The sequence below is a fragment of the Salinicola sp. LHM genome, from assembly GCF_034479735.1.
Classification (GTDB): domain Bacteria; phylum Pseudomonadota; class Gammaproteobacteria; order Pseudomonadales; family Halomonadaceae; genus Salinicola; species Salinicola salarius.
Genome location: NZ_CP140261.1, coordinates 3,943,635 through 3,963,413, shown reverse-complemented (window position 1 = coordinate 3,963,413; position 19,779 = coordinate 3,943,635). Strand labels below are relative to the sequence as shown.

The following is a 19,779-nucleotide window of genomic DNA, read 5'->3' as shown; positions in this document are numbered from 1 at the left end:
CTGGCACCTCAGTGAGTCCGCAGTCCGATCCGGTGGTTATAGAAGTTCATCAGGGCGGATGTCACCAGGCTGAAAACGCAATAGGTCGCCATCACCAGCGCGATACATTCGATCGCCTGGCCCGTCTGATTGAGCGTGGTGCCACCGGTCGAGGAGACCAGCTCCATGAAGCCCACCACGACACCGAGCGACGAGTTCTTGATGATGTTGAGATAGGTGCTGGTGAACTGTGGAATCATCGGATAGATCGCCTGCGGGATGATGAGCTTCGCCATCGCCTTGCGCTCGCGGAATCCCAGGGCGTCTGCGGCTTCGTATTGACCGCGCGATACCGACTGAATGGCGCCGCGGACGATTTCGGCGATGTAGCTGGCGCTGTAGATCGACAGCGCCAGCCACAACGCGAGCAGTTCGGGGGTCAGTGCTACGCCACCACGGAAGCTGAATCCGTGGGAGACGGGTAGATCCCATTGCCACTGGGCGCTGCTGACCAGATAGCATGCCACCGGAATAAGCACGGCCCCGATGACGATGGCCGGCCAGCGGGCTGGCCCCAACCCTTTCCAGGGCTGGCGTGCGAGATACCTACCCATGACGAGATATCCCAGCAGACCGCCAAGGCACACGCACAGAAGCCCCCAGCCGATCAATGAGCCGTCGCTGGACCACGGCAACATCAGTCCTCGATTGCTGAGAAAGGCGACATCGAAAATCGGGATCGCTTGACGCACGCCGGGCAGCGCCAGCGTCAGGCTGTACCACCAGATCAGGTGGACGACGAGCGGGACATTGCGCAGAAACTCGACCAGTAGATAGCTCAATCGACTGACCAGCCAGTTGGGAGATACTCGGCAGACTCCGAGCAGGACACCCAGTACGGTAGCCAGGGCGATACTCATCAACGAAACCAGCAGAGTGTTGAGCAAGCCGACCAGATAGGCGCGAAAATAGGTGTCGTCAGGGGAGTAGTCGATCAGGTGAAACGTGATGTCGTAGCCAGCGCGATCCTTCAGGAAGCCGAAACCGGAGGCGATACCCTTGGCATCAAGATTGGTGCTGGCCTCGGAGATCAGCCAGTAAAGGCCCACTGCGACCAAGAGCAGTACAGCGCCTTGTTGCAAGGCGCTGAGCACGCGGGCGTTATGCAGACGTGGAGTCAGGAACATGAGGAATTCCAGGCCGCCCGTTGATGGGCGGCACGATGTGATTAGCGAATCGGTGCTGGATAGATTAGCCCGCCGTCAGTCCACAAGCGGTTCAAGCCACGATCGAACTTGAGCGGTGTTTCGGGGCCGACATTGTTGGTGAAGATCTCTCCGTAGTTGCCGACCTGCTTGATGGCTTGGTAAGCCCAGTCATTGCTGAGACCGAAGCGTTCGCCAATATGCCCGTCGGTGCCCAGCAGTCGAGCAACCTTGGGGTTGTCGGCAACCGGGGCGTCACGCATCTCGTCGACATTGTCGGAAGTAACGCCAAGCTCCTCGGCATTCATTAGAGCGAAAGCGGTCCAGGTCACGATGTCACGCCATTGCGCGTCGCCCTGGGAAACATAGGCACCCAGCGGCTCCTTGGAAATGATGGTAGATAGAATCGTATAGTCGTCCGGATTGGCGAACAGCGTACGCCGCGCCGCCAGGCCAGTCATGTCGTTGGTGATGGCGTCACAGCGGCCTTTCTGGAAAGCACTGTAGAGCTCGCTGCTCTTTTCGATCACCACCGACTTGTAGCTCAACCCCTTGCGACCGAAGTAATCGGCCAGGTTCTGTTCGGAGGTCGTGCCTGGCGAGAGGCAGAACGTAGCGCCATCGAGATCCTCAATCTTGCTGATGCCGAATTCCGCGTGGGTCATGAAACCTTGGCCGTCATAGAACCACGGCGTGGTGAAATCGGCGCCAAGATTGGCATCCCGTGAGGCCGTCCAAGTCGTGGAACGTGACAGGATGTCGATTTCACCGGATGAGATGGCGGTAAAGCGATTCTTCGATGAGGTAGAAACGTACTCTACCTTGTCGGCATCTCCCAGCGTCGCTGCCGCAACGGCGCGACAAAGATCGACATCCATACCTTTCCAGTGGCCATCGTCGGTGAGGTATGAGAACCCCGCCTTGTCGCTACTCACTCCACAGCGTACGGCATCGTGCTGTTGAACGTCCTGTAATGTGCCGGCCTGAGCCTGCCCCAGCCAGACCGAACCGAACAGTGCGCAGCCAAGAGAGAGGTATCGGGTCAACCCTTTGTTATTCTGCATGATCGAACCTTTCGATTGTTGTGTGTTCTGGACGCGCCGACTCTACGAGAACGATGCAGAGATGGCACTGCCGCTAGTAGCCAAATTACGTACAATCGAAAACCGAGAACAGCAGCGATTGATCCGGTTAGCTGCACCCATCATCGAATATTTGAATGATCTAATATGGAAGTCGCCTGGTACGAAGATTTTCTGGCGCTCGCCGATACGGGAAAATTCACCGCCGCCGCGAAGCTCAGAAACAGCTCGCAATCCGCGCTGAGTCGGCGGATTCGCCTGCTTGAGAAACAGTTGGGTGCGGCGCTCGTCGATCGCCAGGCGACGCCGGTCCGATTGACTGCCGCCGGCGATGCACTGCTGCCCACCGCCATGGAACTGGTGCGCTTGGCTCAGGAATGCGAGCAGAGCGTCAAGGTGATCGATCGTCCATTGACCTTTGCTTCGCTGCACACCTTGGCGTGCAACTTCTTTCCGCAGTGGATTTCACGCTATACCTGCATTCATGGCCCTCTCTACACCCGGATCGACACCGGCCATAAGACGACGGAAAACTATTACATGGCGCTCATGTCCGGGCGCTGTGACTTCATTCTTTTCTATCGTGACGAGGAGTCAGAGCGCTACTTCCAGCGCGAGGACTTCGAAGCCATTTCCCTGGGTCACGACGAACTGTACTGGGTCGGTACGCCGCAACTAGCGTCGGATTGTCTGCGAAGCGATCTGCCGATTCCCTGGCTGACCTATTCGCGCAGTGCCCAACTGCACGCGCTCGCGCGCGACCAGGTCAGCCGTCACCCACAGCCGCATCGCTTGAAGCGGGTATTCGAGGCCACCGTATCCGAGGCGCTCAAACCGATGGTCGCCATGGGGCATGGCATCGCCTGCATGCCGCACAGCATGGTGGAACCGCTGATCGACGACGGCAGCCTAGTGCGGCTCTACCCGGACATGCCGTCCGAGCATCTCGAGATCATCCTGGTGCGCTGGCTGGGTAATCGAAACCGGCCTGCAGATGCGTTTTGGCAGTCTCTGGACGCTGCCAGCGAATCGGCCGGCATCGCGAATTAACGGCTCCCCATCATCGCGTGGAGAGGGCAAGGCTACGCGGCTGGCCGCATCGCGCCACGGCACCTACGCTGACAGCTCCTCTATCACAGCTTGATCAGGAGTCTATCCATGCATCCGATCGTCCATACGATCGTCGTCGGGATCATCAGCTATCTGGTCCTGATCGCCATCATCCGGCTCTCCGGCAAGCGCACGCTGTCGAAGTGGAACGCCTTCGACTTCGTGGTCACCATCGCGCTGGGGTCGACGCTGTCGACGGCGCTGGTCTCGACCCAGGTTTCGCTGGCGCAGAGCATCACGGCGTTTGCGGTCATCGTCGCGCTGCAGTTCGTGATCACGTTTTCCTCGGTGCGCTCTCGTGCCGTCAAGAATCTGATCAAGTCGCAGCCGACGCTCCTGCTGTTCCAGGGTCAGTTCCGTCAGGAGGCGATGGCGCAGGAGCGGGTGGTCGAGGCCGAGGTGCGTGCGGCGATTCGCGAGAACGGTATCGCCGACGTCGAGCGTGTACATGCGGTGGTGCTGGAGACCGACGGCACCTTCAGCGTGATTCCCGACCCCGGCGGCAGCAATTCGGCGCTGCAGGGTGTGGCAGGGCTGTCGTCACATCGGGCGTGACGACAGCCCGCGCGCCTGTCAGCGCGCCTCGTCCGCCATGGGCTGGGCGGGTTCCGCTTCCAGAAAGCCGCCCGACTGGCGTCGCCACAGCCGGGCATAGAGGCCGTTCTTGCGAATCAGCTCGTTATGGCTGCCTTGTTCGACAATCCGGCCCTGCTCCATGACGATGAGCCGATCCATGGCCGCGATGGTGGAGAGGCGATGGGCGATGGCGATCACCGTCTTGCCCTGCATCAGCTGGTCGAGATTTTCCTGGATCGCGGCCTCGACATCGGAGTCCAGCGCCGAGGTGGCTTCGTCGAGGATCAGGATCGGCGCATCCTTGAGCATGACGCGGGCGATGGCCAGGCGCTGGCGCTGGCCGCCGGAGAGCTTGACGCCGCGCTCGCCGACATGGGCGTCGAAGCCCTGCCGACCGTGAATGTCGCGCAGCGACTCGATGAACTCCGAGACGTGGGCCTGTTTCGCCGCCTGCCACGCCATCTCGTCGGTGGCGTCGGGCCGGCCATACAGCAGGTTGTCGCGCACCGAGCGATGCAGCAGCGAGGTGTCCTGCGTCACCATGCCGATTTTCGCGCGCAGGCTTTCCTGCGTCACGTCGGCGATGTCCTGCCCGTCGATGCGAATCGCGCCGCCTTCCAGCTCGAAAAAGCGCAGCAGCAGGTTGACCAGGGTCGACTTGCCGGCGCCGCTTGGGCCGATCAGCCCGATCTTCTCGCCGGGGCGAATGTGGAGCGAAAGATCGTCGATGACGCCGCTGCCCTTGCCGTAGTGAAAGCGAATATGGTCGAACACGATCTCGCCGCGATCGATGGCGAGCGGCTTCGCCTCGGGCTCGTCCTCGATCTGGCGGGGCAGGGAGAGCGTCGCCATGCCGTCCTGCACCGTGCCGATGTTCTCGAACAGCGCGGAGACTTCCCACATGATCCACTGCGACATGCCCCATAGCCGCATGACCAGGCCGAGCGCCACGGCGACCGCCCCTACGCTGACGGCTTCGGTCAGCCACAGATGGATCGATAGCCAGCCGATGCTGAACAGCAGCAGCGCGTTGAGCAGGTAGAGCAGCCCGTAGAGGCCGGTGACCAGCCGCATCTGGCGATGCACGGTGACCAGGAAGCCATCCATGCTCTCCTTGGCGAAAGTCGCTTCGCGGCTGGCATGGGAGAACAGCTTGACCGTCTGGATGTTGCTGTAGCTGTCGACGATACGGCCCGTCATGCGCGAGCGCGCGTCGGCCTGGGATTTGGACACGCGACCCATGAGCGGCACGAATACCCGCAGCAGCACGAGATAGCCGGCCAGCCACGCCACCAGGGGAAGCGCCAGACGCCAGTCGGCGTTGCCCACCAGCAGCAGCGTGCCGAGGAAATAGACGCTGACGTAGTTGAGCACGTCGAACAGCTTGATCACGCACTCGCGTACGGCCAGCGCCGTCTGCATCACCTTGGTGGCGATGCGTCCGGCGAATTCGTCCTGATAGAAGCCCATCGATTGCCGCAGCAGATAGCGGTGCGCCAGCCAGCGGATGCGCATGGGGAAGTTGCCCATCAGCGTCTGCTGCTGGAACAGCGAATGCAGCCACACCATGCCGGGCAGCAGGAGCAGCACGACGAACGCCATGCCGGCCAGTTTCCAGCCCTGGTCGGCGAGAAACGTCTCGCGATCCTGGCCGGCCAGCCAGTCGACGATGTTGCCGAGAAACCCGAACATCCACACTTCGATGCCGGCGATCAGCGCCATCAGCAGTGTTGCCGCCAGCAGATAGGGCCAGGCGCCTTTGGTGTAATGCAGGCAGAAGGCGACCAGCGTGTCCGGTGGACGTTGCGGTTCCTGCGGCGGAAAGGGGTCGAGACGGTTTTCGAACCAGCGAAACATGGCAATCCTTGAAGGTAAGCACGGCGGACTGGCGGGCTTCCATTGCGGGGCACTGCCAGCCGCTACCGATCATAGCCGCCTCGGGCGCTTTGGCAATCCGCGTTTTGACATCAGCCGTCGCGGGTAGGAGTCAGGCCTGAAAGGGCAGCACGGCGGTGTAGATCGCGAAGAAGTGGCAGACGCTGCCGCCGATCACGAACAGATGCCAGATGGCGTGATGAAAGGGGATCGCGCGTACGGCGTAGAAGATCACACCCACGGTGTAGGCGATGCCGCCGGCGACCAGCAGCGCAATGCCGGTGTCGGGCAGATGGTCCGCCATATCGCCGGAGGCGATCAGGATCAGCCAGCCCATGATCAGATAGATGAAGACCCGCAGCACGCTGAACCGATGCGGCCAGATCAGGCGCAGGGCGATGCCGCCGAGGGCGAGACTCCAGACGACGGCGAACAGCGCCCAGCCCATCGGGCCGCGCAGGTTGACCAGCAGAAAGGGCGTATAGGTGCCGGCGATCAGCAGGTAGATGGCGCAGTGGTCGAAAGCCTGGAACACGCGCTTCAGACGCTGGCGGCGGAAACCGTGATAGAGCGTCGAGGCGGTGTAGAGCAGCAGCAGGCAACTGCCGTAGAGCGAAACGCTGACGATCTTCCACGGATCGACATGGGCTGCGATGCTGGCCAGCACGATGAGGACGATCATGCCGGCGAGGCTCAAGGCGGCGCCGATACCGTGGCTGATGCTGTGCAGCCACTCCTCGAGTCTCGAGAACTCTGCACCGGATTCATCGGCGCTGGGCCGGCTGCCCGAGGGAGCCGATCGTTGGGTCGGGTAATCCGGTTGAACGTCTGACATGATATTCGAACCCCCTCGACGATCAGGGCGCGCAGGATGCAAAGCGGTGTCCGATTGGACAGGCTGTTGCGGCCCGGGTTCAGTCTATGGGCTCATCATGACGCTGAGTTGACGCCGGTAAAAGCCCGCGAACGCAGGGTGCGAGAAGATTCAGGCGTCGCGCTCGATGTCCACGTCGCTGGCCGGGGTGAAATCGTCCAGATCCATCATGTGATTGAGCTTGCCGACCTTGGTGGTCAGGTAGTGCTCGTTGAACGGATTGCGACCGGTGGTGATCGGCAGGCGCTCGTGAATGGTCACGCCATCGTGGCTCAGGGCCTCGACCTTGCGCGGGTTGTTGGTCATCAACCGCAGCGACTGGATGCCGAGATGCTCGAGCATGGGCACGCAGATATCGTAGCGGCGCTGGTCGGCGCCGAACCCGAGCCGTTCGTTGGCCTCGACGGTATCGGCGCCGTCATCCTGAAGCGCGTAGGCGCGGATCTTGTTGAGCAGGCCGATCCCCCGGCCTTCCTGGCGCAGATAGAGCAGTGCGCCGCGCCCTTCGTCGGCGATCCGCTTGAGGGCTTCCTGCAACTGGTAGCCGCAGTCGCAGCGCATCGAGAACAGGGCATCGCCGGTCAGGCACTCCGAGTGCACCCGAGCGAGAACCGGCTCAGGCGTGGTGATGTCGCCGAGCGTCAGCACGACGTGCTCCTTGCCGGTGGACTCTTCCTGGAAGCCGTGCAGCATGAACGTCGCCCAGGGAGTCGGCAGTTGCGATGCGGCGATGAAGCGGATCGTCACGATGACCTCGCGATGTGGAAAGGCGCTCGAATACGGTTGCCGAAGCGCCGGACGATGAATAATCAAGGGGCGGCATTATAACAGGCTTGCCGGCCGATCCGTTACAAGGCTGCAAATCGCGCCGATAGCGGACATCAATTTTGACACCGGGAGGTTTTACTGCATGTTCGGGCGATCCGTTACAATGCGGAGGCTCTTGATTAAATCCTCTCGACTATGAAGGCTGCCATGACACTATCCCAGGATCTCCAGCCGCGGGCGCTGCACAACGATCGCCTGCTGCGGGCGCTGGCTCGCCAACCGGTTGACCGCACGCCGGTCTGGATGATGCGCCAGGCGGGCCGCTACCTGCCCGAGTATCGCCAGACCCGGGCCCAGGCCGGCAGTTTCATGGATCTGTGCCGCAACGCCGATCTGGCCTGCGAGGTGACGCTGCAGCCTCTCGAGCGCTATCCGCTGGATGCGGCGATCCTGTTCTCTGACATCCTGACCATTCCGGATGCCATGGGGCTGGGGCTCTATTTCGAGACCGGCGAAGGTCCCAAGTTCCGCAAGACGGTGCGTTCCGCCGCTGACGTCGCGGCGCTGACCGCGCCGAATGCAGAGCGGGATCTCGACTATGTCATGAACGCCGTCAGCACGATTCGCCGCGAGCTCAATGGCCGCGTGCCGTTGATCGGCTTCTCCGGCAGCCCGTGGACGCTGGCGACCTACATGGTTGAAGGCGGCTCGAGCAAGGATTTCCGCCATCTCAAGGCGATGCTCTACGGCGATCCGCAAACCCTGCATGCGCTGCTGGGTATTCTCGCAACCGCCGTCACCGACTACCTCAATGCGCAGATTCGCGCTGGCGCTCAGGCCGTACAGATTTTCGATACCTGGGGCGGGGCGCTATCGACGCCGGCCTATCGCGAGTTCTCCCTGGCCTACATGCAGCGCATCGTGGATGGTCTGATTCGCGAACACGACGGCCGTCGCGTGCCGGTGATCCTGTTCACCAAGAATGGCGGACAGTGGCTCGAGTCGATCGCCGACAGCGGCTGCGACGCGGTCGGTCTGGACTGGACCACGGAGCTGAGCGATGCCCGGCGCCGTGTCGGCGAGCGGGTTGCGCTGCAGGGCAACCTCGATCCCAATGTGCTGTTCGCGCCGCCGCAGCGGATTCGCGAAGAAGTGGCGCGCATTCTCGAGAGCTTCGGGCCGGGCGAGGGCCATGTCTTCAACCTGGGGCACGGCATCAGCCAGTTCACCGACCCGGGCCACGTCACCGCCTTCATGGACGCCTTGCATGAACTCAGCCCCGCCTACCACCGGTGAGCCTGTCAGCAGCGAGCCTGTCGCTAAAGAACCCGGCGACGGCCTGCTGCTGTTCGATGCCGACTGCCCGTTCTGCCGGCGTTCGGTGCGCTGGCTGCTGGCGCACGAGCGCCCCGAGAGCCGGCTGCGCATCGCCGGGCTGAAAAGCCCGGTATCCCGCCGACTGGGCGAACACTTCCAGATCGACTTCTCGGGTACCGACAGCATCTGGTACATCGCCGACGGCGAGCTCAGCCGCAATAGCGATGCCGTCTGGCGCCTCGCGACCCGGCTGCGGGGAGAATGGCAGCGTATCAGTGCGCTGCGCCGGGTACCGCGAGCGTTGCGTGAACGCACCTATCGATTCATCGGCGATCACCGCCATCGATTGGCCTTCCTCGGCGCCGACCGTCTCGAGAGCCATGAACGCTGGCTGACATCGCTGACGCCGGCACTCTGCCAACGCTGCGGCTTGCCGCCCGATCTCGCCGATGAAGGGTGAGCCTGGGCCCCGATGCAGTGAATGTCCCGGCAGACGAGACAGTGAACCAGGAGAGATGCCGATGCCCATGAGCGTCTGGCAAAAAGGGTGCGCGCTGGCCACGTTGATCTGGGCGGCGGGGATCGCCTGGGGCAGCTTGAGCCCGGCTACCGACCTGCCGCAGCACCTGCCGTGGGACAAGTTCAATCACTTCATTGCCTACGCTGGCCTGGCAACAGGTCTGCGTCTTACGGGTTGCCGGTGGCCGGTTGCGTGGGGCGCGGCAGTCGTCTTCAGTATCGGCATCGAATATCTGCAGATCTGGGTGCCAGGGCGTCATGGTGGAGACTGGGGCGATATTCTCGCGAATGCCCTAGGCGCTGGCGCGGGCCTGCTATTGCTGGCTCTGGCTCGACGCGGGAAATCGAAGCGACGCCGTCGTCTGTCTGGACGATAGCCGGTCTGGCCGGTCTGGAAAAAAGTCGGAAAGATCGATACGCCATCTCCAATGTATGCCCCGTTGACTCGCGCTTCGACTCAGGCACCTTTTTAGTGCGTCTGTGTTTTTTAAGCACTGTTTTGAAACAATTTATTGCCGCCAGGATGTCGATGCCGGGCGTCATGACGGGTCATCCGCCTCGAAAAGCCATTCAAAATAGACTTTTAAGCACAATAAGACAGATGTGGAATGGACTTTGCTACTGTCGTACGAGCATGCTCGGCATGCACTTATACGATAACGCTAGGGAGTTGATTCACTATGCGCCACAAGAACAAAAGCTTGGCCCTGCTCTCCATCGCTGCCCTGGGAACGCTGGCCGCGACGCAAGTTCAGGCCGCCACGCTGGATGACGTCAAGAGCAACGGTACTCTCCGTTGCGGCGTCAACGCAGGCCTGACCGGGTTTTCCGCTCCGGATCAGGACGGGCACTGGACCGGCATCGATGCCGATTTCTGCCGGGCGATGGCCGCTGCCACACTGGGTAAATCCGAGTCGGTCGCGTTTACCCCGCTGACGGCCAAAGAGCGTTTCACGGCGCTGCAGTCCGGTGAGGTGGACGTACTGTCACGCAACACCACCTGGACCGCCATGCGGGACAACGCCCTGGGGCTGAACTTCACCGGCGTGACGTTCTACGACGGCCAGGCTTTCATGGTCTCGAAGGATCTCGGGGTGAGTAGCCTCAAGGACCTCAATGGTGCAACGATCTGCATCCAGTCGGGCACGACCCACGAACTCAACATTGCTGACTACTTTCCGGCCAACAATCTCGACTATCAACTGGTGACGTTCGACACGCCCGACCAGACCGCCCAAGGCTTCGATAGTGGCCGCTGCGACGTGCTGACTTCCGACTCCTCGCAACTGGCGGCGCTGCGCCTGCAGCTCAAGGATCCGGACAGCGTCACCATTCTGCCCGAGCGTATTTCCAAGGAGCCGCTGGGCCCGGTCGTGCGCCAGGGTGACGATCAGTGGTTCGACATCGCCAAGTGGACGCTGTTCGCCATGCTCAACGCCGAAGAACTGGGCGTGACCAGCGACAACGTCGATGAGATGCGCGACAACCCGCCGAATCCCGGCGTGGCACGTCTGCTGGGCAAGGACGGCACGTACGGCGAGCAACTGGGGCTGGACAATGCCTGGGCCTACAACATCGTCAAGCAGGTCGGCAACTACGGCGAGATCTACGCACGCAACGTCGGCGCTGACTCTCCGCTGAAGATCGATCGCGGCATCAACGCGCTGTGGAACGATGGCGGCATTCAGTACGCTCCGCCGGTTCGCTAAGCGTCAAATCGTCCTCTCGACACCGCGCCCTTTCGGTCTGAGCGCCGGGGCGCGGTGCCTCTCAACGCTCGAGTAGAGACAGCTCATGCTGCGTCCATCCACTGCCCTTCCGCGACGGGGTCGGGGCCCTTTGTGGCGAAATCCCGCCGTTCGTGCCTTGATCATCCAGGCCGTGCTGTTTCTGGCCCTGGCGATTTTTATCGGTTATCTGGTTCACAATACGCTGCTCAACCTCGAAGCCCGCGGTATCCACACCGGCTTCGGATTTCTGGACGGGCGCGCCGGCTTCTCGATCCCGCAGACGCTGATCGATTACACCAGCGATAGCACCTACGGCAGAACGTTCGTTATCGGGCTGCTCAATACGCTGCTGGTATCCGCGCTGGGGATCGTGGCGGCGACGATCATCGGCTTTCTGGTCGGTATCGCGCGGCTGTCACCCAACTGGCTGCTGGCGCGCCTGGCGACGATCTACGTCGAGGCTTTCCGCAACATCCCGCTGCTGGTCCAGATCCTGTTCTGGTACTACGCCGTGCTGCGGGCACTGCCATCGCCGCGACAGAGCCTGTCGCTGTTCGATGCCTTCTTCTTCAACGTGCGTGGCATGGTGATGCCCGACCCTCAGCCGCTGGACGGATTTGCTGCCACGCCGTGGGCGTTGCTGGTCGCCATCGTCGTCGCGATCGTGTTCGGGCTGTTCGCCAAGCGGCGTCAGGCGCGCACTGGGCAAGCGTTGCCCGTCTACTGGATCGGTGCGGCCATCATCATCGGCTTGCCGCTGATCGTATTCCTGGCCACCGGATCGCCGCTCAAGTGGATGCTGCCGGAAATGGCCGGCTTCAACTTCCGCGGTGGCATCAATATTCTGCCGGAGCTGCTAGCGCTGTGGCTGGCACTGTCGATCTACACGGCTGCCTTCATCGCCGAGATCGTGCGCTCGGGCATTCTGTCGGTTTCCCACGGCCAGACCGAAGCGGCACGCTCGCTGAGCCTGCCGGAGGCCATCACCCTGCGCAAGATCGTCATTCCGCAGGCGATGCGTGTCATCGTTCCGCAGATGACCAGCCAGTATCTCAACCTGATTAAGAACTCGTCGCTGGCCACGGCTATCGGCTATCCGGATCTGGTAGCCGTCTTCGCCGGCACCACGCTCAACCAGACCGGTCAGGCGATCGAGATCATCGCCATGACCATGGCTGTCTATCTGGTCATCAGTCTGACGGTGTCATTCTTGATGAACCTCTACAATGCGCGCACGCTGCTGAAGGAGCGTTGAGATGGCTGACTCTACCTTCCGCACCGAAATGATCGAGGCGCGCGATGCGCCGGACCAGAGCCGGGGCGTGATCGGCTGGTTTCGGGCCAATCTGTTCAACGGCCCGATCAACAGTATCATCTCGGTGGTGGTGATCGTGCTGTTGGCGCGACTGGCCTGGCCGTTCCTCGAATGGGCAGTGATCGACGCCGACTGGGTCGGTACCACGCGTGATGCCTGTACCGGCGAAGGCGCCTGCTGGGTCTTCATCTCGGCGCGCTTCGAATCCATCATCTATGGCTTCTATCCAGAAGCGGCGCGCTGGCGGGTCGATATCGTCTTTGCGCTGCTGGCGATCCTGGTCGCCTGGCTGGCGATCCCGAAAATGCCACGCAAGAAGTGGGTCGCGTTGTTCACGTTGATCGGCTTTCCCATCATTGCCTTCGTCCTGCTGGTAGGCGGCATGTTCGGCCTTGAGCACGTGCCGACCCGCGCCTGGGGCGGGCTGATGCTGACGCTGACGATCGCGGTCGTAGGCATAGTGGGGTCATTACCGCTGGGTATCATCCTGGCGCTGGGACGACGCTCGAAGATGCCTTTCGTCAAGGGCGTCTGCGTGATCTTCATCGAGTTCTGGCGTGGCGTGCCGTTGATCACGGTGCTGTTCATGGCTTCGGTGATGCTGCCGCTGTTCGTGCCGGGTAACATCGATTTCGACAAGCTGGTGCGAGCCTTGATCGGCATCATGTTCTTCTGGAGCGCCTATATGGCCGAGGTCATCCGCAGTGGCCTGCAGGCGATCGGCAAAGGGCAGAACGAGGCCGGGCAGGCGCTGGGGCTGAGCTATTGGCATCGGATGGGGCTGATCATTCTGCCGCAGGCGCTCAAGCTGGTCATTCCGGGCATCGTCAATACTTTCATTGCGCTGTTCAAGGATACCTCGCTGGTGCTGATCATCGGCCTGTTCGATCTGCTGGCGATCATCCGCGCGGGTCTGACCGATTCGAACTGGCTCGGCTTTTCCACCGAGGGCTACGTGTTCGCGGCGGCGGTCTACTGGGTCTTCTGTTTCAGCATGTCCCGTTACAGCCAGTACATCGAGCGTCGTCTGAATACCGGACATAAACGATGAGAGCGATGAACGTCTCCGAATTCATGCCCTCACACAACAAGATCGTGATCAGGAAATCATTGCCATGAGCGAAGTGACAGCGTCTCCGACAACCGCGCCCGGCAGCGACCGACCGATGATCGAGATCGATCATCTCAACAAGTGGTATGGCAACTTTCATGTGCTGCGCGATATCAACCTGACCGTGACCAAAGGCGAGCGTATCGTCATTTGCGGACCTTCGGGTTCCGGCAAGTCGACAATGATTCGCTGCATCAACCATCTGGAAGAGCATCAGCAGGGCTCGATCGTGGTCAACGGCGTGCCGATGACCCATGACGTCAAGCGGATCGAGCAGATTCGTCGCAATGTCGGCATGGTCTTCCAGCACTTCAATCTGTTCCCGCACCTGACCGTGCTGGAAAACTGCTGTCTGTCCCAGATCTGGGTGCAGAAGAAGCCGCGCGCCGAGGCGGAGAAGACCGCCATGGAGTATCTGGAGCGCGTGCAGATCGCCGATCAGGCGCTGAAGTATCCCGGCCAGCTGTCCGGTGGCCAGCAGCAGCGTGTGGCGATCGCCCGGGCGCTGTGCATGCGTCCCGAGGTGATGCTGTTCGACGAGCCGACATCCGCCCTCGACCCGGAGATGATCAAGGAAGTGCTCGATGTCATGATCGAATTGGCCCATGAAGGCATGACCATGCTTTGCGTGACCCACGAGATGGGCTTCGCCAAGACCGTGGCCGACCGAGTGATCTTCATGGACCAGGGCCAGATCATCGAGGAAGCGCCGCCCACCGAGTTCTTCAACAACCCGCGCTCGGAGCGCACACAGCTGTTTCTCAGCCAGATCCTGGGTCATTGATGAACCCTGGAGCCTAGCTGCCTGTTGGCGTCGAAGAAGGTCTCATCCTGCGCCCTGCCGAACGGCAGGGCGTATTCGTTCAACCTCTAGTTGAGCGCGGCGCGATTCTCTACCACGCTAGAGGAACGATCCACGGAACAGGAGAATCGATCATGGACAAGACTTATGTAGTGGCTGCCGACGCGTCACGCGCCCGTATCTTCGCCCGCGAAGCGAGGGTGTTGCGCGAAGTGCATACGCTGACGCATCCCGAGGGGCGTTTGCATGCCGGCGATCTTCGAACCGGTGGTCAAGGCGAGGCGTTCTCCGGCCCTGGCGCCAGCCAGCGTCATACCGGCAATGACCAGGCGACTTCGGAGAAGGAAGCCGAGTTTTTCGCCAAGGAAGTTGCCACCTATCTGCGTGACGCCCGGACCCAGGGCAAGGCGGACGAAATCGTACTGATCGCCGAGCCCAGGTTTCTCGGCCATCTGCGCGATAAGCTCGACAAGACGACGATGAAATGCGTGACTCAGACGATCGATAAGGATCTCTCGAAAGCCAGCGAAGAGGAGATTGCCCAGAAACTGGGCTGGTGAAGCGTATATTCGTGATGCCGTCGATTTCTCAGGGAATCGACGGTAGATCGATCTGATCGCTGCGCTGAATGCCGGCGGTCATCTCCCGACACAGCCGCAGAAATTCCCGCATGCCGGTCGTCAGGTACTTCTGACGGTGCCAGATGAACGCGAACCGACGCGTCAGGTCCAGCTCGGGCGTCGCGATCGGCACTAGGCTACCTCGGCGAAAGGCGTCCCTGAGCGCCAGGCGCGATACGCAGCCGATCCCCAGACCCGATTCCACGGCGCGTTTTATCCCTTCGGTATGTTCCAGTTCCAGCAGAATATTGAAGCGGCCCCGGCGGTGGCGCATGGCGTGCTCCAGCGTCCGGCGCGTGCCGGAGCCGACCTCGCGCATGATCCAGGCTTCACGCAGCAGCCTCTCGACATCGGCGGTGCCTTCGCTGGCCAGCGGATGGCGGGGCGAGCAGAACACGGTCAGGTCGTCCTCGATCCAGGGCTGGATGACGATATCGTCATGCTGGCAGTCACCCTCGATCAGACCCAGGTCCAGCTCATGCAAGGCGATGCGCTCGACGATGGAGGCGGTATTGCGAACCTGCAGCCTGACCCGGCTTTCCGGGTAGCGCTGCATGAAGTCGCTGATCAGCAGCGTCGCCAGATAGTTGCCGATCGTCAGCGTGGCGCCTACCTCCAGCGAGCCGATGCCGCTCTGACCCTGCAGCAGTTCTTCGATCTCCTCCCCTCGATCCAGTAAGGCGACCGCCTTGGGCAATAGCTGAAACCCGAGCGCGTTCAGCTTGAGGCGCTTGCCGAGGCGATCCAGCAATTGGCAGTCGAACTGACGCTCCAGCTCCGCCAGTGCCGTGCTCGTTGCCGATTGCGACATCGACAACACTCGGGCAGCCCGAGAAACGCTCTGGTGCTGGGCAATCGCCACGAAAACCTCGAGTTGACGCAGGGTATAGCGCATGAAGAGCGTCCGTTATCGATTTTATGGATATAGGTTATCCAAATAACCCGCTTAACAGAATACCCATCTTTTCTTATAGTTAAACTATCTATATTGGATTTGATTTATTCTCTTTAGTTATTAGCGTTCGTATTAGAGATAAGGAGCGGGTCATGAGCAAATTTGCCTTGGAAGAGGTACTGAGCGTCCACCATTGGAACGATACGCTGTTCAGCTTCCGGACGACGCGCGAGCGGAGCCTGCGGTTCAAGAATGGCCAGTTCGTCATGATCGGTCTGGAAGTCGACAGCAAGCCGCTGGTGCGTGCCTACTCCGTAGCCAGCCCCAATTACGAAGACCACCTCGAGTTCTTCAGCATCAAGGTACAGGACGGCCCTCTGACATCGCGCCTGCAGCATCTCAAGGTCGGTGATCAGATCATGGTCAGCCGCAAGCCGACCGGCACGCTGGTGTGTGACGATCTGCTGCCGGGGCGCAATCTCTACATGCTCTCCACCGGCACCGGCCTTGCCCCTTTCATGAGCCTGATCCAGGACCCCGAAGTCTACGAGCGCTTCGAGAAAGTCGTGTTGATCCACGGCGTGCGGACCGTCAGCGAGCTGGCCTATGCCGACTTCATCTCCAAGGAGCTGCCGGCGCACGAATACCTGGGTGACGAGATCCGCGAAAAACTGGTCTACTACCCGACAGTGACGCGCGAAGAGTTCCACACCATGGGGCGCCTGACCGACCATATCCGCAGCGGCAAGCTGGTCGCGGATACCGGGTTGCCGCCGCTGGATCCGAAGCAGGACCGGGCCATGATCTGCGGCAGCCCGGCGATGCTCGAGGAAACCAGCGGGCTGCTGGACGAACTCGGTTTCGCCATCTCGCCGCGCATGGGCGAGCCGGGCGACTACGTCATCGAGCGGGCGTTCGTCGAGAAATAACCCTAGCCACGAGTCGCGAGCTACGGGCTTCGAGCAAAACCAAAAGCCGGTTTCTAGTTCCGAACGGAAAGATGCCAGCGACGATATCGTCGCTGGCATCTGCTCGCTCAAGGGCGATATCCTGATTTTCGCAGCTCGCAGCTCGCAGCTCGCAGCTCGCAGCTCGCAGCTCGCAGCTCGCAGCTCGCAGCTCGCAGCTCGCAGCTCGCAGCTTTAGACGGCGTCCTTGCCGGTCTCGCCCGTCCGAATCCGGATCACCTGCTCCAGCGGAGAGACGAAGATCTTGCCATCGCCGATCTTGCCGGTGTTGGCCACCTTGGTGATGGCGTCGATCACCTGGTCGCTCATGTTGTCGTCGACGGCGACTTCGAGCTTGATCTTGGGGAGAAAATCGACCACGTACTCGGCACCACGGTAGAGCTCGGTGTGACCTTTCTGACGCCCGAAACCCTTGACCTCGGTCACGGTAACGCCCTGTACGCCGATCTCGGATAGAGACTCACGCACGTCGTCCAGCTTGAACGGCTTGATGATGGCGGTAACCAGTTTCATGGAAGTTCTCCTCGCATGCGATAGACGAATGATGTGCGCTCAAGTCTGTAAGTAGCCATTGTAAATGGCCCGGCAACTATTAGTTTAAGCATACACCGCTGATCGCGGGAATTAAAAAAGGCCCCCCGAAGGGGGCCAGGGGAGCACGCCAGCTCACTCGGTGTATCGGCTTACTTCTTGCCGACGTTGAATTCAGGATAGGCCTCCATACCGCATTCCGCGATGTCGACGCCTTCGTATTCTTCCTCTTCGGAGACCCGGATGCCCATGACCGCCTTGATGATGCCCCAGACGATAAGGCTGGCGATGAAGGTCCAGGCGAAGATGGTCACGATACCCAGCAGCTGTGCACCGAAGGTGGCGTCACCGTTGGAGAGGGGAACGGCGATCAGGCCCCAGATGCCAACCACACCGTGGACGGAGATCGCACCGACCGGGTCGTCGACCTTGACCTTGTCGAGGGTCACGATGGCGATGACCACGAGCAGGCCGCCCACTGCGCCGATCAGCGTGGCGCCAAGAGCGGTCGGGGCCAGCGGCTCGGCAGTGATGGCGACCAGGCCAGCCAGGGCGCCGTTCAATGCCATGGTCAGGTCCGCCTTGCGGAACCAGAGCTTGGCCAGGATGATCGCGGCGATGACACCGCCGGCTGCGGCTGCGTTGGTATTGACGAAGACCTGAGCGACGGCGTTGGCTTCATCGATATTGGAAACCATCAGCTCGGAGCCACCGTTGAAGCCGAACCAGCCCAGCCAGAGAATGAAGGTGCCCAGCGTGGCCAGCGGCAGGTTGGAGCCCGGAATGGCGTAGATCGCGCCGTTCTTGCCGTACTTGCCCTTGCGTGCGCCCAGCAGCAGAACCCCTGCCAGAGCGGCAGTCGCGCCACACAGGTGGACGACGCCGGAACCGGCGAAATCCTGGAAGCCTGCTGCGTCGAGGAAACCGCCGCCCCATTTCCAGTAGCCCTGGATCGGGTAGATGAAGCCGGTCATGACGACGGCAAAGAGCATGAACGCCCACAGCTTCATGCGCTCGGCAACGGCACCGGAAACGATCGACATGGCCGTAGCGACGAAGACGACCTGGAAGAAGAAATCGGAACGCGCAGAGTAGTAGACATCGCCACCGCTGGACATCACATCGTCGACGCTGTTTTCTGCACCGATCAGGAAGCCGAGGTTCGGGAAGAAACCGCCGCTCTCGCTGGAGTACATGATGTGGTAGCCGACCAGCAGATACATGGTGCAGGCAATGGCGTAGAGGACAACGTTCTTGGTCAGGATTTCGGTGGTGTTCTTGGCGCGTACCAGGCCCGCCTCGAGCATGGCGAAACCGGCCGCCATCCACATCACCAGCGCACCCGTCACCAGAAAGTAGAAGGTGTCGAGCGCATAGGAAAGTTGAACTACTTGATCATTCATTCTTTTGTCTCCTCGTTCCGCGCCGTCAAACGGCGTCGGCCCCGCGTTCCCCGGTGCGAATCCGGATCACATCTTCGAGTGGCGTGACGAACAACTTGCCGTCGCCGATCTTGCCGCTGTTGGCGGCATTGCGGATCGAATCCAGCACACCATCGACACGATCGTCTTCGACAGCGACTTCGACCTTCACCTTCGGCAGGAAGTCGACGACATACTCCGCGCCGCGGTACAGCTCGGTATGGCCTTTCTGACGACCAAACCCTTTCACTTCTGTGACGGTGATGCCCTGCACGCCGTTGTCGGCCAGTGCTTCACGCACATCGTCGAGCTTGAAGGGTTTAATGATGGCGGTGATGAGTTTCATCCCTTATCTCTCCCGTAGTCGGCTTGCGCCTTCAGGTTACAGGCAGAACACATGCCACTCGCGCAAGATTATTTAAAAATCAATGGTTTAAGGAAGTATTGGGCGGTTCGTCGTGCCAATTCGTCTCTGGCGTCCAAGGCAAATGCACCAAAGAAATGCATTCGGGTTTTGCGTCTGCACCTTTTGTGCGCAAGCGAGATGGCGCGACTTTGCGTATGCTGAATGGCCAGCCATCAAGGCACTATCATCAAGGCCCGGGTTATCAACGCACCAGGCAGCAAGGAGAGAACGTCATGTCGGCACAGGATCGATTCGAACGCTTGACCAGACAACTGGGTGACAGGTTGCATGGCGCGTCTCAGGCGCCGGGGGATATCCAGCGTAACGTGCAGGGCGTGTTGCGCGGAGCGCTGGAGCGCATGGAAATCGTCTCCCGGGAAGATTTCGACATCATGATGGAAGTCCTGCAGCGCACGCGGGAGCGCGTCGAGGCGCTGGAGGAGCAGGTCGCCGCGCTGGAAAACACGCTCCAGAGCGAGCAGGCGTCCCAGCCCAAGATCGAGCCCCATGCGCCGCCCGCCGATGACGTGGATGGCAGCGCGGATGGCACGAAGCCCTGATCGAAACGAGTCCCTATCGGGGCCTATCTTCCGGATGGCTGGCTCCCGTCGAACCCCGTATTGCGACATATCCGCTTCCTGTCGTTACCAACGGTTGCGATAACGCGTAACAGAA

General features: G+C 61.0%; 21 protein-coding genes. 12 read left to right on the top strand and 9 right to left on the bottom strand.

Annotation, left to right across the window (positions count from 1 at the left end; genetic code table 11):
• Window positions 1–8: 8 nt before the first annotated feature.
• Window positions 9–1,166: an amino acid ABC transporter permease gene (locus R5R73_RS18055; RefSeq protein WP_071231052.1), complete on the bottom strand. Its 1,158-nt coding sequence runs from the start codon at window positions 1,164–1,166 to the stop codon at window positions 9–11.
• 41 nt (window positions 1,167–1,207) lie between these two features.
• Window positions 1,208–2,248, bottom strand: a complete 1,041-nt coding sequence (locus R5R73_RS18050) for an amino acid ABC transporter substrate-binding protein (protein ID WP_071231051.1) — start codon at window positions 2,246–2,248, stop codon at window positions 1,208–1,210.
• Between the two features lie 165 nt (window positions 2,249–2,413).
• On the opposite strand from R5R73_RS18050, the gene R5R73_RS18045 reads away from it, so the two are divergent.
• Window positions 2,414–3,316 (top strand): LysR family transcriptional regulator, encoded by a 903-nt coding sequence (locus R5R73_RS18045; protein ID WP_071231050.1) that lies wholly within the window; start codon window positions 2,414–2,416, stop codon window positions 3,314–3,316.
• A 108-nt stretch (window positions 3,317–3,424) separates the two neighbouring features.
• The gene (locus R5R73_RS18040) at window positions 3,425–3,931 is read left to right on the top strand and encodes a DUF421 domain-containing protein (protein WP_071231049.1); all 507 of its coding nucleotides are present in this window, start codon (window positions 3,425–3,427) and stop codon (window positions 3,929–3,931) included.
• A gap of 18 nt (window positions 3,932–3,949) precedes the next feature.
• On the opposite strand, the gene R5R73_RS18035 is transcribed toward R5R73_RS18040, so the two are convergent.
• The 3 genes from R5R73_RS18035 to ribA all read right to left on the bottom strand — a co-directional run bounded on the left by R5R73_RS18035 (window position 3,950) and on the right by ribA (window position 7,448).
• Window positions 3,950–5,809, bottom strand: a complete 1,860-nt coding sequence (locus R5R73_RS18035) for an ABC transporter ATP-binding protein (protein WP_322528241.1) — start codon at window positions 5,807–5,809, stop codon at window positions 3,950–3,952.
• Between the two features lie 130 nt (window positions 5,810–5,939).
• Window positions 5,940–6,662: a PAQR family membrane homeostasis protein TrhA gene (gene trhA, locus R5R73_RS18030; protein ID WP_322528240.1), complete on the bottom strand. Its 723-nt coding sequence runs from the start codon at window positions 6,660–6,662 to the stop codon at window positions 5,940–5,942.
• 150 nt (window positions 6,663–6,812) lie between these two features.
• The gene (ribA, locus tag R5R73_RS18025; RefSeq protein WP_322528239.1) at window positions 6,813–7,448 is read right to left on the bottom strand and encodes a GTP cyclohydrolase II; all 636 of its coding nucleotides are present in this window, start codon (window positions 7,446–7,448) and stop codon (window positions 6,813–6,815) included.
• A gap of 228 nt (window positions 7,449–7,676) precedes the next feature.
• Here ribA and hemE point away from each other — a divergent pair, with 228 nt between their 5' ends.
• From hemE to R5R73_RS17985, 8 genes are all read left to right on the top strand, one after another.
• On the top strand, window positions 7,677–8,765 hold the full coding sequence (hemE, locus tag R5R73_RS18020; protein WP_322528238.1) for a uroporphyrinogen decarboxylase: 1,089 nt from the start codon (window positions 7,677–7,679) through the stop codon (window positions 8,763–8,765).
• Window positions 8,737–9,246, top strand: coding sequence for a DUF393 domain-containing protein (locus R5R73_RS18015; RefSeq protein WP_322528237.1), 510 nt, complete (start codon window positions 8,737–8,739; stop codon window positions 9,244–9,246). Before hemE ends, R5R73_RS18015 begins: the two co-directional genes overlap by 29 nt.
• A gap of 61 nt (window positions 9,247–9,307) precedes the next feature.
• Window positions 9,308–9,682 (top strand): VanZ family protein, encoded by a 375-nt coding sequence (locus tag R5R73_RS18010; protein ID WP_322528236.1) that lies wholly within the window; start codon window positions 9,308–9,310, stop codon window positions 9,680–9,682.
• Between the two features lie 303 nt (window positions 9,683–9,985).
• Window positions 9,986–11,014 carry an amino acid ABC transporter substrate-binding protein gene (locus R5R73_RS18005; RefSeq protein ID WP_322528235.1) on the top strand — a complete coding sequence of 343 codons (1,029 nt, stop codon included), beginning with the start codon at window positions 9,986–9,988 and terminating at the stop codon, window positions 11,012–11,014.
• 85 nt (window positions 11,015–11,099) lie between these two features.
• The gene (locus R5R73_RS18000; protein ID WP_071231043.1) at window positions 11,100–12,290 is read left to right on the top strand and encodes an amino acid ABC transporter permease; all 1,191 of its coding nucleotides are present in this window, start codon (window positions 11,100–11,102) and stop codon (window positions 12,288–12,290) included.
• Window position 12,291: 1 nt separating this feature from the next.
• Entirely contained in the window at window positions 12,292–13,401 is a 1,110-nt protein-coding gene (locus R5R73_RS17995) for an amino acid ABC transporter permease (protein WP_071231042.1), read from the top strand.
• 115 nt (window positions 13,402–13,516) lie between these two features.
• Window positions 13,517–14,245 (top strand): amino acid ABC transporter ATP-binding protein, encoded by a 729-nt coding sequence (locus tag R5R73_RS17990; protein ID WP_071231170.1) that lies wholly within the window; start codon window positions 13,517–13,519, stop codon window positions 14,243–14,245.
• Between the two features lie 152 nt (window positions 14,246–14,397).
• Entirely contained in the window at window positions 14,398–14,823 is a 426-nt protein-coding gene (locus R5R73_RS17985) for a host attachment protein (RefSeq protein ID WP_071231041.1), read from the top strand.
• 28 nt (window positions 14,824–14,851) lie between these two features.
• Here the strand turns inward: R5R73_RS17985 and R5R73_RS17980 are convergent, their stop codons facing one another.
• Entirely contained in the window at window positions 14,852–15,778 is a 927-nt protein-coding gene (locus R5R73_RS17980) for a LysR family transcriptional regulator (RefSeq protein WP_071231040.1), read from the bottom strand.
• Between the two features lie 152 nt (window positions 15,779–15,930).
• Here R5R73_RS17980 and R5R73_RS17975 point away from each other — a divergent pair, with 152 nt between their 5' ends.
• A complete protein-coding gene (locus R5R73_RS17975; RefSeq protein WP_071231039.1) occupies window positions 15,931–16,707 on the top strand; it encodes a ferredoxin--NADP reductase in 777 nt (258 codons plus the stop codon).
• Between the two features lie 213 nt (window positions 16,708–16,920).
• Here R5R73_RS17975 and glnK read toward each other — a convergent pair whose 3' ends face one another.
• The 3 genes from glnK to R5R73_RS17960 all read right to left on the bottom strand — a co-directional run bounded on the left by glnK (window position 16,921) and on the right by R5R73_RS17960 (window position 19,044).
• Complete coding sequence (glnK, locus tag R5R73_RS17970; RefSeq protein ID WP_087719656.1) at window positions 16,921–17,259, bottom strand: P-II family nitrogen regulator; 339 nt, start codon at window positions 17,257–17,259, stop codon at window positions 16,921–16,923.
• A gap of 170 nt (window positions 17,260–17,429) precedes the next feature.
• Window positions 17,430–18,680, bottom strand: a complete 1,251-nt coding sequence (locus tag R5R73_RS17965; protein ID WP_322528234.1) for an ammonium transporter — start codon at window positions 18,678–18,680, stop codon at window positions 17,430–17,432.
• 25 nt (window positions 18,681–18,705) lie between these two features.
• Window positions 18,706–19,044: a P-II family nitrogen regulator gene (locus tag R5R73_RS17960; protein ID WP_071231037.1), complete on the bottom strand. Its 339-nt coding sequence runs from the start codon at window positions 19,042–19,044 to the stop codon at window positions 18,706–18,708.
• A 293-nt stretch (window positions 19,045–19,337) separates the two neighbouring features.
• On the opposite strand from R5R73_RS17960, the gene R5R73_RS17955 reads away from it, so the two are divergent.
• The gene (locus R5R73_RS17955; protein ID WP_087719658.1) at window positions 19,338–19,664 is read left to right on the top strand and encodes an accessory factor UbiK family protein; all 327 of its coding nucleotides are present in this window, start codon (window positions 19,338–19,340) and stop codon (window positions 19,662–19,664) included.
• Window positions 19,665–19,779: the final 115 nt, after the last annotated feature.